Genomic DNA, 14608 nt, shown 5'->3' with positions numbered 1-14608 from the left:
ATCTTATTCTTTCTGTTCGCACAAGATTCTGGTAGACTAAACAATGAAGATTAGACAGAAAGAAGGAAATCGAAATGGAAATTTCTGAGATTCGAAACCTCCTAACCGAAATGCAAGAGAAAGTCACAAGTTTTAGGGGGTCTCTTTGACTTAGATCAGCTGGAAGAAGATATTGCTGAAGCAGAAGCAAAAATGGCTGAACCAGGTTTTTGGGATGATAGTGAAGCTGCACAAAAAGTAATCAATGAAAACAACGCAAACAAAGAAACCTATGACCAGTTCAATGAACTTGCTCAAGAGTTAGAAGAATTAGAGTTGATGGTGGAAATGTTACAAGAAGAGCCAGATGCGCAAATGCAAGAAGAGGCGCAAGAACGAATCAGCCTTTTAGCAGAAAAGATGACGACTTATGAATTAGCGATGTTATTAGATGGACCTTATGACCGCAACAATGCGATCGTTGAGCTTCATCCAGGTGCTGGTGGAACAGAGTCTCAAGACTGGGGAAGTATGTTGTTGCGCATGTACACACGTTGGGCAGAGCAACACAGTTACCAAGTAGAGATGTTAGACTATCAAGCAGGTGATGAAGCGGGTATCAAAAGTGTGACATTGTTGATCAAAGGGCATAATGCTTATGGTTATTTGAAATCGGAAAAAGGGGTGCATCGCTTAGTCCGGATCTCACCGTTTGATTCTGCGAAACGCCGACATACATCCTTTTGTTCGGTGGACGTGATGCCGGAACTAGACGACATGATCGATATCGAGATCAACCCTGATGATTTGAAGATCGACACTTATCGCGCAAGTGGAGCTGGTGGACAGCACATCAATAAAACTGAATCTGCGGTTCGAATCACTCATTTGCCAACAGGTACTGTCGTTGCCAGTCAGGCACAACGCTCACAATTAAAAAACCGCGAACAAGCGATGGGGATGCTGAAAGCCAAACTTTATCAACTAGAAGTAGAAAAGAAAGAACAAGAAGCAGCGGCGCTACGTGGCGAACAAATGGAAATCGGATGGGGTTCACAGATCCGTTCTTACGTTTTCCATCCTTATTCAATGGTCAAAGATCACCGAACAAATGTAGAAACAGGTAATGTTCAAGCGGTGATGGATGGTGAATTAGACCCGTTCATCGATGGTTACTTAAAAATGCACATTTAAGAGATGATCGTCTTGGCAGTAAATTGAAATAAAATTGTAAGATTTCGCAAGCAAGCTGAAACATTCCCATGCTATAATGACTAAAGACTGAAAAGATATGGAGAGAACGCCATGATTGAAATGAAGGATGTAATGAAGAAGTACTCAAATGGTACCACGGCTATCCGAAATCTCTCGATCGTCATTGACCAAGGAGAGTTTGTCTATGTAGTAGGACCATCTGGTGCTGGTAAATCTACATTCATCAAGTTGATGTACCGAGAAGAAAAAGCAACGAAAGGCACGTTGAACGTTGCTGGCCATGATCTAATGGAAATCAAGGATCGTGAAGTACCTTATTTACGTAGAGAAATTGGAGTAGTGTTCCAAGACTATAAATTATTACCTCGAAAAACGGTATACGAAAATGTCGCTTATGCGATGCAAGTAATCGGCAGAAAGCCTCGCGACATTAAAAAAAGGGTAATGGAAGTGTTAGATCTCGTTGGCTTGAAGCATAAAGTACGTGTTTTCCCAAGTGAACTATCAGGTGGGGAACAACAACGTGTGTCGATTGCACGAGCGATCGTGAATACACCGAAAGTACTGATTGCAGATGAACCGACAGGAAACTTGGATCCGGAAAACTCATGGGAGATCATGAAGTTATTGGATCGGATCAATGCACAAGGAACGACTGTCGTTATGGCGACACATAATAGTACGATCGTTAATACAATTCGTCACCGAGTAATCGCTATTGAGAATGGCCGGATTATTCGTGACCAAGCGGAAGGGGAATATGGATACGATGATTAGAACCTTTTTCCGCCATTTATTAGAAAGTATCAAAAGTTTAAAACGAAACGGTTGGATGACGATCGCCTCGATCAGTGCAGTAACGATCACATTGACACTAGTCGGTGTATTTATGGCGATCATCATGAATGCGACTAAATTAGCTGAAGATATTGAAGGCAACGTAGATGTCTCAGTATTCGTTGATATCGGAACAAGTGAAAAAGACATGGAAACACTCGAAAAAGAGTTGAAAGAGCTTGATCATGTCAAGAACGTTGATTTTTCAAGTAAAGATCAGGAATTAAAGAAAATCCAAGATCAAATGGGTGATTCATGGAGTTTGTTTGAAGGGGACGGCAATCCGTTGTATGATGTGTACGTAGTAACAACGACAGAACCTTCACATACAAAAGAAGTTTCTGAAGAAGCAGCGAAGTTGAAAAATGTTTTCCGTTCGGATTACGGCGGAACTTCATCTGACCGTATCTTTGATATCGCCGCTGCTGTTCGTACGTGGGGCTTAGCAGCTGCTGCATTACTATTGTTCGTTGCGATGTTCTTGATCTCAAATACGATTCGTATTACGATCATTTCCCGCCAAAGAGAAATCCAGATCATGCGCTTAGTTGGTGCCAAAAATGGCTATATCCGCTGGCCGTTCTTCTTGGAAGGTGGTTGGATCGGTTTGATCGGTGCGATTCTTCCTGTATTGATCATTACATTTGGGTATCAACAAATCTATGGTTTACTCAATCCAACCTTGTTGCGCTCAAATTACTCGTTGATACAGCCACAGGAGATCGTTTGGAAAATCGACGTATTGATGGCCGGTATTGGTGTCATCATTGGTTCATTAGGTTCGATTATTTCAATGAGAAGATTTTTGAAATTTTAATTTACGATATGAAACAGACCAGTGGGAGCGATCCTGCTGGTTTTTTTGTACGTAAAATTCTTCTTATTTTATTAGGGAAGTTGTTTGTCTAGGCTGAAAAACGCTCTGACCAAAGCATATAACAGGTAAATCGATACTTTTTCTTTACTTAACAAAACAACTTCGCTATCCTAGAGAAGATAGCCAGACAAGAGGTGAAACAATGGATATTATTTTTGATAATTTTTCAACGATCTTGCTACTTACGAATACACTATTATCTCTAGTAATCGTATTTACAGAAAGAAAAGAGACTGCTCAGACGTGGGCATGGTTGCTGGTGTTGACTTTTATCCCGATCCTTGGTTTTTTCCTTTACATATTCTTTGGGCGAGGCATTTCAAAAGATAAGATTTTTGATTTGAAGATCCAAGGAAAGATCGGGAAGAACTTAGAGATTGAAGAGGATCGGCAGGCATTGATGCGCGGGCTTTATCCGCACCCGCCTACTGGACAAGTTGATGTAAAACAGTTGATCTACATGTTGACTGTTGGTGAAAGCACCTTGTACACCACAAGTAATGATGTCACATTATTTACCGATGGTCGTGAGAAATTTGACCGTCTGATCGAGGATATCGATCAAGCGACCGATCACATCCATTTACAGTATTATATCTATCGTAGTGATAGCTTAGGCGTTGAAGTATGCCAAGCATTGACTGCGGCTGCAAAAAGAGGCGTTCAAGTGCGGGTCTTGTTAGATGCGTGGGGATCAACAGAAGTTTCGTCTAAGTTCTTCCATGAGTTGAAGGAAGCTGGCGGAGAAGTGGCTTTCTTTTTCCCGCTTTTTGTTCCTTATTTGAACCCGCGGATCAATTATCGCAATCACCGAAAAATCGTAGTGATCGATGGACAGATTGGTTATACCGGTGGATTCAACGTCGGAAATGAGTATTTGGGACTCGTACAAAAATTTGGTTATTGGCGAGATAATCACCTACGGATCTATGGTGAAGGAGTCTATGCGTTACAAAACCGTTTCTTGATGGACTGGAATTCCCAACATACAAAAGAAGTAAACTATGCGGCACGCTATTTCCCAAGCATTGCTTCAGGCGGGGAGATTGCTTTACAAGTCGTAACCAGTGGTCCAGACTCAGAACATGAACAGATCAAAATGACGTACCTTAAAATGATCTCACTTGCTAAACGAGAGATTTTGATCCAAACACCGTATTATATTCCAGATGAATCGATTCATGAAGCCTTGAAATTGGCTTTATTGTCGGGCGTGAAAGTTCATTTACAGATTCCTAACAAACCAGATCATCCATTAGTCTATTGGGCAACATATTCTTTTGCTGCAGAACTGATTGAATATGGTGCAATCATCGAAACCTATGAAAATGGTTTTATCCATGCGAAAACAATGATCATCGATAGCGGCATCGTTTCCGTAGGATCTGCAAATATCGACGTGCGTTCTTTCCGTCTAGACTTTGAAGTGAATACATTGATCTATGATGAACGACTCGCCACGCAAGTTCGCGGTGCTTTTTTTGAGGATGCGAAAGTTTCTGAGCGCCTGACAAAAGAACGCTATGAGGCACGAGGTTTGGTGATCAAGCTAAAAGAGGGCCTGGCTCGTCTTGTCTCCCCACTCTTGTAAAAAAGTGAACAAAAAAGGACATGAAATAGACTCGTTAGAGTAGATTTTCATGTCCTTTTCTATCGGGGCCATTTCTGTAGTTCATTACAAGAAATGGAGAAAGCGTCTCGCAAGAGCGGGAATTAACTTTTGGGGTATTTCTTGTTTTTTGGGGAAAGCAAGAAATAAGTTAATGCTTGCTTGGTACAGAGACACATTTCAATGCCAGTATAGCATAGAAAAATTTATTGAGATAGTATTTTTTTCAATTATATTAAATTATTTGTTATTTAATAAAATCAATTGATTTTCAAGTAATAATGAAAATGTTAAAATGGATTTACTTTAGGATTGAAGGAGATTTCTAATGAAAAAATTACGTTTATTATTACCAATGATTGTACTAGCCATAACAATGTCTGGGTGTTCAAACCTAGTCGATCAAGGAGAATCAATCACAGCGGTCGGATCATCCGCTTTACAGCCTTTAGTGGAGACGGTTGCTGAAACTTACCAGTCAGAAAATCCTGGTAAATTTATCAATGTACAAGGTGGAGGAAGCGGGACTGGTTTATCTCAAGTCCAATCAGGAGCTGTGGAGATCGGGAATTCTGATTTGTTTGCAGAAGAGAAATCAGGAATCGATGCAGCTGCATTGATCGACCATCGAGTGGCAGTTGTCGGTATCACACCGATCGTCAATAAAGAAGTCGGTATCGAAAACATTTCAATGGAAGATTTGAGAAAAGTTTTTACTGGTGAACTAACGAACTGGAAACAATTAGGTGGGAAAGATCAGCCCATCGTCATCTTGAACCGCGCAGCAGGCAGTGGAACTAGAGCTACTTTTGAAAAATGGGTCTTAGACGGCGAGACAGCGATTCGTTCACAAGAACAAGATTCTAGTGGAATGGTTCGTCAAATCGTTGCTGATACACCAGGAGCAATCAGCTACGTGGCCTTTTCTTATGTATCAAAAGATGTAGATACATTGAAAATCGACGGTGTGGAACCAACTGAAGAGAATGTAACGACAAATGATTGGACGATCTGGGCATATGAACATATGTATACACGAAAAGAAACAAGTCAATTGACGAAAGACTTCTTAGCTTACATCTTGTCTGATGAAGTACAAAACAATATTGTCGGTGATCTAGGCTATATTCCGGTTTCCAGAATGGAAGTTGAACGTGATTGGGAAGGTAATGTGGTGAATTAACCATCTTTACACAAAATTTACAAAGTTAGCAAAAAATTTACATGTTATTAAAATCAAATTGATATTCGCTTAGTAGACTGTATAGGTATGTTAAAGGACCAAGGAGGAATCATCTGTGGAAGATGTAAAAAAAGCACTAGTAACTAAATCCAAGCGCTCGAAAATGGAACAACGTGGAAAGTTTATCAGCTTTTTATGTATTGCGTTGATCGTAGTGGTTGTTTTAGCAATATTTTATTTTGTTGCCAGCAAAGGGTTAGCGACCTTTTTTGTTGATAAAATCAATATCTTTGATTTCTTGTTTGGAACAAATTGGAATCCGAGTGCGTTAGGGCCGGATGGCAAACCAATGGTTGGAGCCCTACCGATGATCGCGGGCTCGTTTATCGTCACTTTTTTATCTGCTATCATTGCAACACCGTTTGCGATCGGTGCAGCCGTTTTTATGACGGAAATTTCACCCAAAAACGGAACAAAGATTTTACAACCGGTCATTGAGCTACTTGTAGGGATTCCTTCAGTTGTTTATGGTTTTATCGGTCTATCAGTCATCGTTCCATTTATCCGTGGCATTTTCGGTGGAACTGGTTTTGGTATTTTAGCCGGAACATTTGTCTTGTTCGTCATGATCTTACCGACAGTTACGACAATGACTGTCGATGCATTAAAAGCTGTTCCAAGACATTATCGTGAAGCTTCGCTTGCATTGGGAGCGACAAGATGGCAAACAACGTATAAAGTAGTTTTACGTGCGGCAGTTCCAGGAATCTTGACAGCAATCGTTTTCGGGATGGCTCGTGCTTTCGGTGAAGCCTTGGCGATCCAAATGGTTATCGGTAATGCTGCATTGATGCCAACAGGCTTTACAACACCAGCTGCGACGCTGACATCGATCTTGACAATGGGTATCGGGAATACGATCATGGGAACTGTTGAAAATAATGTTCTTTGGTCATTGGCTCTGATCTTACTCTTGATGTCATTATTCTTTAATATCGTTATCCGCTTGATTGGTAAGAAGGGAGAATTGAAATAATGAATGCAAAACGTTCTGATAAAATAGCAACAGGTGTTTTATATGTGATTTCAGGCATCATTGTCCTGATCCTCGCTGCGTTGCTTCTTTATATTTTAGTTCGCGGTATTCCACATATCTCATGGTCATTCTTGACTGAACCGTCAAAAGCGTATCAAGAAGGCGGCGGGATCGGGATCCAATTATTCAACTCTATCTACTTACTGATCATCACAATGATCATTAGTTTTCCAATCTCACTTGGTGCAGGGATCTACTTGTCTGAATATGCAGGGAAGAACTGGTTGACAGATGTGATCCGCACATCGATCGAGATCCTTAGCTCATTACCTTCTGTCGTTGTCGGTTTATTCGGTTTCTTGGTTTTCGTTATCCAATTCCAATATGGATTCTCGATTATTTCAGGTGCCTTAGCCTTGACAGTCTTCAACTTACCTTTGTTGACTCGGACAGTCGAAGAATCATTACAAGCTGTCCATTACACACAACGTGAAGCCGGTTTAGCTTTAGGCTTGTCTCGTTGGGAAACAGTGCTTCGTGTGGTCGTTCCTGAGGCGACACCAGGGATTCTAACAGGAGTCATCCTAAGTTCTGGTCGTATTTTCGGAGAAGCCGCAGCTTTGATCTACACAGCTGGTCAAAGTGCACCAGCCTTAGATTTTACCAACTGGAATCCATTGAGCATTTCCAGCCCGATCGGTATCTTCCGACAAGCTGAAACACTAGCTGTCCACATTTGGAAAATCAATACAGAAGGAACGATGCCAGATGGCGTTTCCGTTTCAGCAGGAGCTTCTGCGGTATTGATCATTGCAGTGTTACTATTCAACTTTGGTGCTCGAGCAATCGGAAAACGTCTGCACCGTAAAATGACTTCAGCTTAAGGAGAAGAAGCAGAATGAAAGAATATAATATGAATGAAACCAACATCATCAAAATGGGCACTGAAAAAGAAGTCGCTCTATATACAGATGATTTGCATGTATGGTATGGCGATAACGAAGCCATCAAAGGGGTCGATCTTGAATTTGAAAAAAACAAGATCACGGCTTTGATCGGACCATCAGGATGTGGGAAATCTACGTACCTTCGTTCGTTGAACCGGATGAATGATGGAATCGCTAATACGAAGATCACCGGAAAAATCATGTACAAAGAAGTTGATGTCAATGCACCGCAAATCGACGTTTACGAAATGCGTAAAAGAATCGGTATGGTGTTCCAACGTCCGAACCCATTTAGTAAATCGATCTATGACAATATCACATTTGCACTGAAACAACACGGTGAGAAAAATAAACAAAAATTAGATGAAATCGTTGAAACGAGTTTGAAGCAAGCAGCGTTATGGGATCAAGTAAAAGACAGTTTACACAAAAGTGCCTTGGCACTTTCAGGTGGACAACAACAACGTCTATGTATCGCTCGTGCGATCGCAATGAAACCTGACATCTTGTTGCTTGATGAACCAGCGAGTGCCTTAGATCCGATCTCAACAGGGACGGTAGAAGAAACATTAGTCAATTTAAAAGAAGATTATACGATCATCATTGTAACGCACAATATGCAACAAGCTGCCCGTATCAGTGATTATACTGCTTTCTTCTATCTTGGAAATGTGATCGAGTATGACAAGACGAACAAGATATTTACTAGACCAAAGATTCAGGCAACCGAAGACTATGTGTCCGGTCATTTTGGTTAAGACGGAGGACTTGCTATGACAAAAGAAATTATCTCATCAAAAGATCTTCATCTGTATTATGGGGAAAAAGAAGCCTTGAAAGGCATTGATCTAAGTTTCAATAAAGGCGAGATCACGGCGATGATCGGACCATCTGGTTGTGGGAAATCAACTTATTTACGTTCATTGAACCGTATGAACGATTTGATCCCAGGTGTGACGATCACTGGTAGTGTGGTTTATAAAGGCAAAGATATCTACAGTCCTAAAACGGATATCGTTGGCCTACGTAAAGAAATCGGCATGGTGTTCCAACAACCCAATCCTTTCCCTTTTTCCATCTATGAAAATGTCATCTATGGATTGAAGATCAAAGGGGAAAAAGACAAAAAAGTTTTAGACCAAGTAGTCGAAGAAAGTTTGAAAGCAGCATCTGTGTGGGAAGATGTTAAAGATAAACTGCATAAAAGTGCGTTGTCTTTATCCGGCGGACAACAACAACGTGTTTGTATCGCCCGCGTGTTGGCAGTCAATCCCGACATTATTTTGCTAGATGAGCCAACAAGTGCCCTAGATCCGGTTTCTACTGGTAAAATAGAAAGTATGTTGTTAGAGTTAAGAGAACGCTACACAATGATCATCGTGACACACAATATGTCACAAGCATCACGTATTTCAGACAAAACAGCCTTCTTTTTAGATGGCAATTTGATTGAATTCAACAATACGAAAAAAATATTTATGAATCCAGAGAAAAAAGAAACCGAAGATTACATCTCAGGACGATTCGGATAAGGAGGAAAGAGGATGTTACGAACACAATTTGAAGAAGAATTATTGAACCTTCATAATCAATTTTACGAAATGGGAATGATGGTCAGTAATGCCGTGCATAAATCAGTGCGCTCTTACACAAAACACGACAAGGTTCTGGCAAAAGAAGTGATTGAAAATGACATTTTGATCAATGATATGGAAACACGCTTAGAGAAAAAAAGCTTTGAAATGATTGCTTTACAACAACCAGTGACGACCGACCTACGGACGATCATCACAGTAATGAAAGCAAGTTCAGATCTAGAGCGTATGGCTGACCATGCTGTATCGATCGCCAAATCAACGATTCGTCTTAAAGGAGAAACACGAATTCCTGAAATCGAAAAAGAAATCTCTGATATGTCAGATTACGTTAAAAAAATGGTGGATAACGTCTTAGTCGCTTATGTTAAAACAGATGAGAAAGACGCACGTACGATTGCAAACATGGACCATCGTGTCAATGAATCGTTCAATCGCATCTATAATGCAACGATCAAAAACATGCAATCCAATCCGGAAACAGTGATCAGTGGAACAGACTATGTGAACGTGGCAAGTTATTTAGAACGTATCGGTGACTACGTAACAAACATCTGTGAATGGATCGTGTATCTAGCCACAGGTAAAATCACTGAGTTGAACACAAACCATAACGAAGAGTCTAATCAACGATAAAAAGCATCAATTGATTTTTATCAAATGCTGAGCAGGATTTCTGAGAGATAAAAGCCAACCTCCGAAAATAGAGTCCTATTTTTGGAGGTTGGCTTTTACATTAAGTAGGGAATGATTATTTGTAATTTGGTGATGACTGATGCTCATTGTTGACCATTTTATAAATTTCATGAATCTTGGACATAAGTGTCTTGTGCCCTTAAAACTGAAAAAATGGTGTGCAAGAAGCTGACTACTTCTTTCACAACCCAGATAAACGGTGTTCAAGAAGTAGCTCCTTCAGAAATAAGCGGGAAGCCCCAAAAATTTGAAGAACAATTTTCGGTTCTTCCCGCTTATTTCTCGGAGCTGACCACTTCTTTCACAACCTATGAAAGGAAGGCGTATGCAGAATAAAATTCGATTATTGATCAAATGTTTGATCCTTTGTAGTTGTTTCCTCGCCGCATGGGCAATCCAAAACACGACATTTTGGTATGAAGAACCAATCATGCAAGTCCAGCAAGCTTCGATAGAAGAGGAACAACAAGTGATCAAAGGGGAATTAATGAATACAGAAGCGAAAGGAACGATTCTTACTCTGGCTGTTCCGTATCAAGAAAATCAAATCGAACACGCGAAAGTCCAACCTGATCAACTTTATCTCGTAAGAAAAATCGGGGATGAATGGCAAATAATGAGCAAAAAGAATGATGGTTGGATGTTTCTTTTTACAAGTTTATTTATATGTGCGTTACTATTCATCGGCGGCAAAGCAGGGGTGTTCACTTTGGTCAGCGTGGGTCTCAATCTCTTTTTACTGATATTCCTTCTGCAAGGCTTCACACAGACACAAGGAATATCATTAGTTATGACGAGTATGCTTTTTGTCTTTTTAGGGACGATCATCGGTGTTTTTGCGTTAGATGGTTGGCAAAAAAGCGGACTGGTAAAAATCGTAGCGACTATTAGTAGTGTAGGTATCGCATTTCTAATTTGTTTATTGGTAATGGAATACTTAAATGATAATGGCTTGCGTTATGAGGAAATGAGCTACTTGACTCGACCTTATCGTTCCGTTTTTTTGGCTAGTTTATTAGTCGGAATGACCGGTGGTGTGTTGGATACGGTCGTAACTGTCACGACGACTTTGGATGAATTGGTGAGCAAACAGCCAAACCTAACCATGAAACGATTGTGGCAGTCCGGTCAAATGGTCGGGCAAGATGTGATCGGCTCGATGACCAATATTTTACTATTCGTTTATATTAGCGGCACGATCCCCATGTTACTTGTTTACTTTAGTAACGGTTGGCCTTTGAGAGATGCAATTGAATTGCATCTTTCGTTGGAATTGTTACGGGTGATCAGCGGGAGTCTGGGAATCGTCCTTTCGATTCCGATCTCCCTCTTGTGTTACTTAGGTCATTTGAACTATCGGAGGGCGAGTCGATGAATGTACTATTATTATTGACACTTCTTTTAGTGCTTTTGATTTTTTTAGTGGGAGGCAAAAATGGTCTGTATACGATTTTAGGATTGTTTGCCAATGTACTTTTGTTTTTTCTCTTATTGCTTCTTTACCATTTTCGTTTGCCAGTATTGCCAAGTGCTGTGGGTATCTTTTTATTGATCACTTGTGTGACGTTGTTTTTTGTTAACGGCTATAACTTAAAGATGAAAGCAGCATTTGTTAGTGTAGTATTCTTTCTAGTTGTCTTTTTATTCGTGACGCCACTTTTATCTGAATTGGCGATACAAGGTTTTACAAGAATCGAATTAGATGAGCTGACAGGTTTTGATTTACATGTGTCATTGGATTTTCTCGCATTGACCCGGGCGATTTTATTGATCAGTGTGAGCGGGGCAGTCTTAGATGCAAGTGTATCGATCGCCAGTGCGACCTATGAGGTATACCTTGCAAATCCAGTACAAACCTATCGTGAGTTAGTAAGATCAAGTCTGCGGATCGGCAGAAAAATCTTAGCGACCACAGTGACGACATTGGTCTTTGCTTTTATGGGAAATTGTTTAGCGCTGATTTTATGGTTTATCGATCTAGAATTATCTTTTGGACAATTGATCAACGAAAAAACGTTCGTTTTAGAATATGTAACAGTAATGATCACGACAAGTGCAGCAATCCTTGTTTTACCGATAACATCAGTCATTTCTTCATTTTTTTTCACTCGGCAAGAAAAATCATCCTAAGAATGAGAGAAAGTTACAACTTAAGTCCTATGACTTTTTCTTCAAACCATTGCATAATATGTATGTAAGGAAAAGCTTGCAAACAATTTTTGCTATAAGGAGGCAATTTCCATGAAAGAAAGAGAACGTATTTTAGAACTAGTTAAAAAGGGCATCCTTTCAACAGAAGAAGGCTTAGACCTATTGGAGAGTATGGCAACTGAAAAAGACGAAAAGCAAATCGCAAAAGAGGCAGATCGTGTACATGCTAATCATAAAGAAACAGATGAAGCGAGTCGCTTGATCGATGAACTTGAAAATGGCAGAGCTGAACGTGAAACGGTAGAAGCAGATCCAAAACAAAAAGAACAAGAAGATCAAGAAAATCTAGAAAAAATCTTAGATGAGTTGGCAACTGAAGCAAACAAAGCTTCTGCTCACTTGGATGAAGTCAACGCAAAACTTTTTGAAAATAAAATTGCACGCAATGAAAAACAGGAAACATTGATGCAATTGAATACAAAAGAAGAGTTAGATCAATTGTCTGAAGAAGAGTTAGCACAACGCCAACAACTTGAACAAGAAATCAAAGAACTAGAAGAAGCTGGCGATCTTTTATCAGAAGAACGCATCAAGCTTGAAGCTGAGTTGAAAGATATCCGTAAAAATCAGTGGAACGAGAAAAAAGATACGTTTGCTGAAAAATTTGACTTACCAGAAGATTGGAAAGAACAAGCCAACGATACGTTGAACCAAGTTGGCGAGAAAATGACTGAAGCTGGAACGCAGTTAGGTAAATTCTTAAAGAAAACCTTCCAAACTGTATCTGTAACAGTCAATGACAATATGGAATGGAAAGATGTCAGCTTACGTGTACCTGGAATCGCTACGACTAAATTCGAGCATGAATTTTACTACAGCGCACCACAAGCAAGTATCATCGACATCAAAGCAGCAAACGGAAACGTGACTGTGAAGACTTGGGATAGCGAAGACGTAAAAGTGGAAGCGAAAATCAAGCTTTATGGAAAAATGGGTGCTGAGCCTTATGAAGCATTTGCTGAACGTAGCCAGATCGAAGTCAACGATGAACACATTTCGTTCCAAATCCCGAACAAACGCGTGCGTGCTGATCTAGTTTTCTACTTACCAAAACGCACATACGACCACACAGCAATCAAATTGCTAAATGGTAATATCCAAGTTGAAGATTTAGATGTCAAAGATATTTACATGAAGTCAACGAATGGGAATATCGTGGTTGAACAAATGGCCGCAACGATGCTTGAGATTGGTGGAGTGAATGGGAATATCGACGTACGTAATGGCGATATCTTAGATTCCATCATTGAAACTGTCAATGGCACAGTTACTTTTGGGGCAACACCTGAAAACTTAGCGATTTCATTAGTCAATGGCGATGTTCGCTTGACTGTAAGAGAAGATCGTTTGAAAAAAATCGAAGCAAGCTCAGTCAACGGGAACGTAAAAGTTGCATTGCCAACGACTATCGGTATGGACGGACATGCAAAAACTAGCCTAGGTAGTATCAATAGTCGTCTTTCTGACTATGAAGTGATTCGTGAAAAGAAAGAGCGCACGAATCAAATGTTAGAATTCCGTCGTCTTTCTGAAAATGAAATGGCGAATATCCAATTGTCTACGACAACAGGTAGCATCTATCTAAAAGACACAGATAAATAATTTCTTTCGCTTCGACTTTCTGAAAAGGGGAAGCTCGAAGCGAAAATCGTACTTATATGAATCAAAAAGATTTACGATTCAATAAATCTTTTGAAGTAAGATTGTCAGACCAGTTTTCTTCCATTAAAATAGTAGAACAGAGGTGAAAGATAATGAGAAAAAAGTTGACAAAATCAAATAAAAATATCGTATTGACTGGTACTTTAGCAGGGATCGCTGAATATATCGGTATTGACCCAACAGTAGTACGTGTAATCTACGTATTTTTAAGTTTAGTTGCATTTGGAAGCCCGATTATTTTATATATTCTGTTGGCTTTACTTGTGCCGTCAGGAAAAAGAGATTCACGACGTTATGGACATGACAACGATTATTATCAAAAAAATAACTACAGAGAACAAACCAATAAACGAAAAGAGGCAGAGAAAATCAACGATGACGAATGGAGTGACTTTTAATGTCTTATCTTCAACGTATTGTTGTTAGTACGCTGACGTTTATCTCTCTGGCAGTCATCTTTCCAAATATGATTTTTGTAAATAGTATTTGGACGGCAGTCGTGGCTAGTTTTGTTCTTTCCGTATTGAATCTATTGATCAGACCGTTTATCATGTTTTTTTCCATCCCGATTACTTTATTGACTTTCGGCTTGTTCACTTTTGTTATCAACGCACTGATTTTACAAATGACCTCCTTCTTTGTCGGAGCAGCTAATTTCAGCTTTTCGTCATTTGGCTCAGCGTTGGTGATTGCAGTGATCATGTCATTCGTAAATATCGTGGTGAGTAAACGGAATTTCGACAAGAACCATTAGAAAACAA

At 39.9% G+C, this 14608-nt stretch carries 15 protein-coding genes; all 15 read left to right on the top strand.

Annotated elements, in window-relative coordinates; translation table 11 throughout:
- Nucleotides 1-74: 74 nt before the first annotated feature.
- The 15 genes from prfB to IGL24_RS09970 all read left to right on the top strand — a co-directional run bounded on the left by prfB (nucleotide 75) and on the right by IGL24_RS09970 (nucleotide 14601).
- Nucleotides 75-1173, top strand: a protein-coding gene (gene prfB, locus IGL24_RS10040) for a peptide chain release factor 2 (RefSeq protein WP_207699418.1) whose coding sequence is annotated in 2 segments (ribosomal slippage) — nucleotides 75-146 and nucleotides 148-1173 — 1098 coding nt in all. Because the reading frame shifts where the segments join, the coding sequence is not laid out codon by codon here.
- A gap of 111 nt (nucleotides 1174-1284) precedes the next feature.
- A complete protein-coding gene (ftsE, locus tag IGL24_RS10035; protein ID WP_206853647.1) occupies nucleotides 1285-1971 on the top strand; it encodes a cell division ATP-binding protein FtsE in 687 nt (228 codons plus the stop codon).
- On the top strand, nucleotides 1964-2848 hold the full coding sequence (gene ftsX / locus IGL24_RS10030; protein ID WP_277989366.1) for a permease-like cell division protein FtsX: 885 nt from the start codon (nucleotides 1964-1966) through the stop codon (nucleotides 2846-2848). The genes ftsE and ftsX overlap by 8 nt, the downstream gene beginning before the upstream one ends.
- 202 nt (nucleotides 2849-3050) lie before the next feature.
- Complete coding sequence (gene cls / locus IGL24_RS10025; RefSeq protein ID WP_207114943.1) at nucleotides 3051-4499, top strand: cardiolipin synthase; 1449 nt, start codon at nucleotides 3051-3053, stop codon at nucleotides 4497-4499.
- A gap of 346 nt (nucleotides 4500-4845) precedes the next feature.
- Complete coding sequence (locus IGL24_RS10020; RefSeq protein ID WP_206853655.1) at nucleotides 4846-5700, top strand: phosphate ABC transporter substrate-binding protein PstS; 855 nt, start codon at nucleotides 4846-4848, stop codon at nucleotides 5698-5700.
- A gap of 115 nt (nucleotides 5701-5815) precedes the next feature.
- Entirely contained in the window at nucleotides 5816-6736 is a 921-nt protein-coding gene (pstC, locus tag IGL24_RS10015) for a phosphate ABC transporter permease subunit PstC (protein ID WP_206853658.1), read from the top strand.
- Nucleotides 6736-7620 carry a phosphate ABC transporter permease PstA gene (gene pstA, locus IGL24_RS10010; protein ID WP_206853662.1) on the top strand — a complete coding sequence of 295 codons (885 nt, stop codon included), beginning with the start codon at nucleotides 6736-6738 and terminating at the stop codon, nucleotides 7618-7620. Before pstC ends, pstA begins: the two co-directional genes overlap by 1 nt.
- A gap of 14 nt (nucleotides 7621-7634) precedes the next feature.
- Entirely contained in the window at nucleotides 7635-8441 is an 807-nt protein-coding gene (pstB, locus tag IGL24_RS10005) for a phosphate ABC transporter ATP-binding protein PstB (RefSeq protein ID WP_206853665.1), read from the top strand.
- A gap of 15 nt (nucleotides 8442-8456) precedes the next feature.
- The gene (pstB, locus tag IGL24_RS10000) at nucleotides 8457-9215 is read left to right on the top strand and encodes a phosphate ABC transporter ATP-binding protein PstB (protein WP_206853667.1); all 759 of its coding nucleotides are present in this window, start codon (nucleotides 8457-8459) and stop codon (nucleotides 9213-9215) included.
- Between the two features lie 12 nt (nucleotides 9216-9227).
- Nucleotides 9228-9914: a phosphate signaling complex protein PhoU gene (gene phoU, locus IGL24_RS09995; RefSeq protein WP_206853669.1), complete on the top strand. Its 687-nt coding sequence runs from the start codon at nucleotides 9228-9230 to the stop codon at nucleotides 9912-9914.
- Between the two features lie 385 nt (nucleotides 9915-10299).
- Nucleotides 10300-11349, top strand: coding sequence for a YibE/F family protein (locus tag IGL24_RS09990; RefSeq protein WP_206853670.1), 1050 nt, complete (start codon nucleotides 10300-10302; stop codon nucleotides 11347-11349).
- Complete coding sequence (locus IGL24_RS09985) at nucleotides 11346-12104, top strand: YibE/F family protein (RefSeq protein ID WP_206853672.1); 759 nt, start codon at nucleotides 11346-11348, stop codon at nucleotides 12102-12104. The genes IGL24_RS09990 and IGL24_RS09985 overlap by 4 nt, the downstream gene beginning before the upstream one ends.
- Before the next feature lie 111 nt (nucleotides 12105-12215).
- Nucleotides 12216-13787, top strand: coding sequence for a daptomycin-sensing surface protein LiaX (liaX, locus tag IGL24_RS09980; protein WP_207114939.1), 1572 nt, complete (start codon nucleotides 12216-12218; stop codon nucleotides 13785-13787).
- A 152-nt stretch (nucleotides 13788-13939) separates the two neighbouring features.
- The gene (locus IGL24_RS09975) at nucleotides 13940-14245 is read left to right on the top strand and encodes a PspC domain-containing protein (protein WP_206853686.1); all 306 of its coding nucleotides are present in this window, start codon (nucleotides 13940-13942) and stop codon (nucleotides 14243-14245) included.
- Nucleotides 14245-14601: a phage holin family protein gene (locus IGL24_RS09970; RefSeq protein ID WP_206853688.1), complete on the top strand. Its 357-nt coding sequence runs from the start codon at nucleotides 14245-14247 to the stop codon at nucleotides 14599-14601. Before IGL24_RS09975 ends, IGL24_RS09970 begins: the two co-directional genes overlap by 1 nt.
- The last annotated feature ends 7 nt before the right edge of the window (nucleotides 14602-14608 follow it).

The sequence above is a fragment of the Enterococcus sp. DIV2371 genome, from assembly GCF_050498525.1.
Classification (GTDB): domain Bacteria; phylum Bacillota; class Bacilli; order Lactobacillales; family Enterococcaceae; genus Enterococcus_B; species Enterococcus_B mangumiae.
Note: the sequence above shows the minus strand (reverse complement) of the source record. Positions and strands in the feature narration are given on the sequence as shown.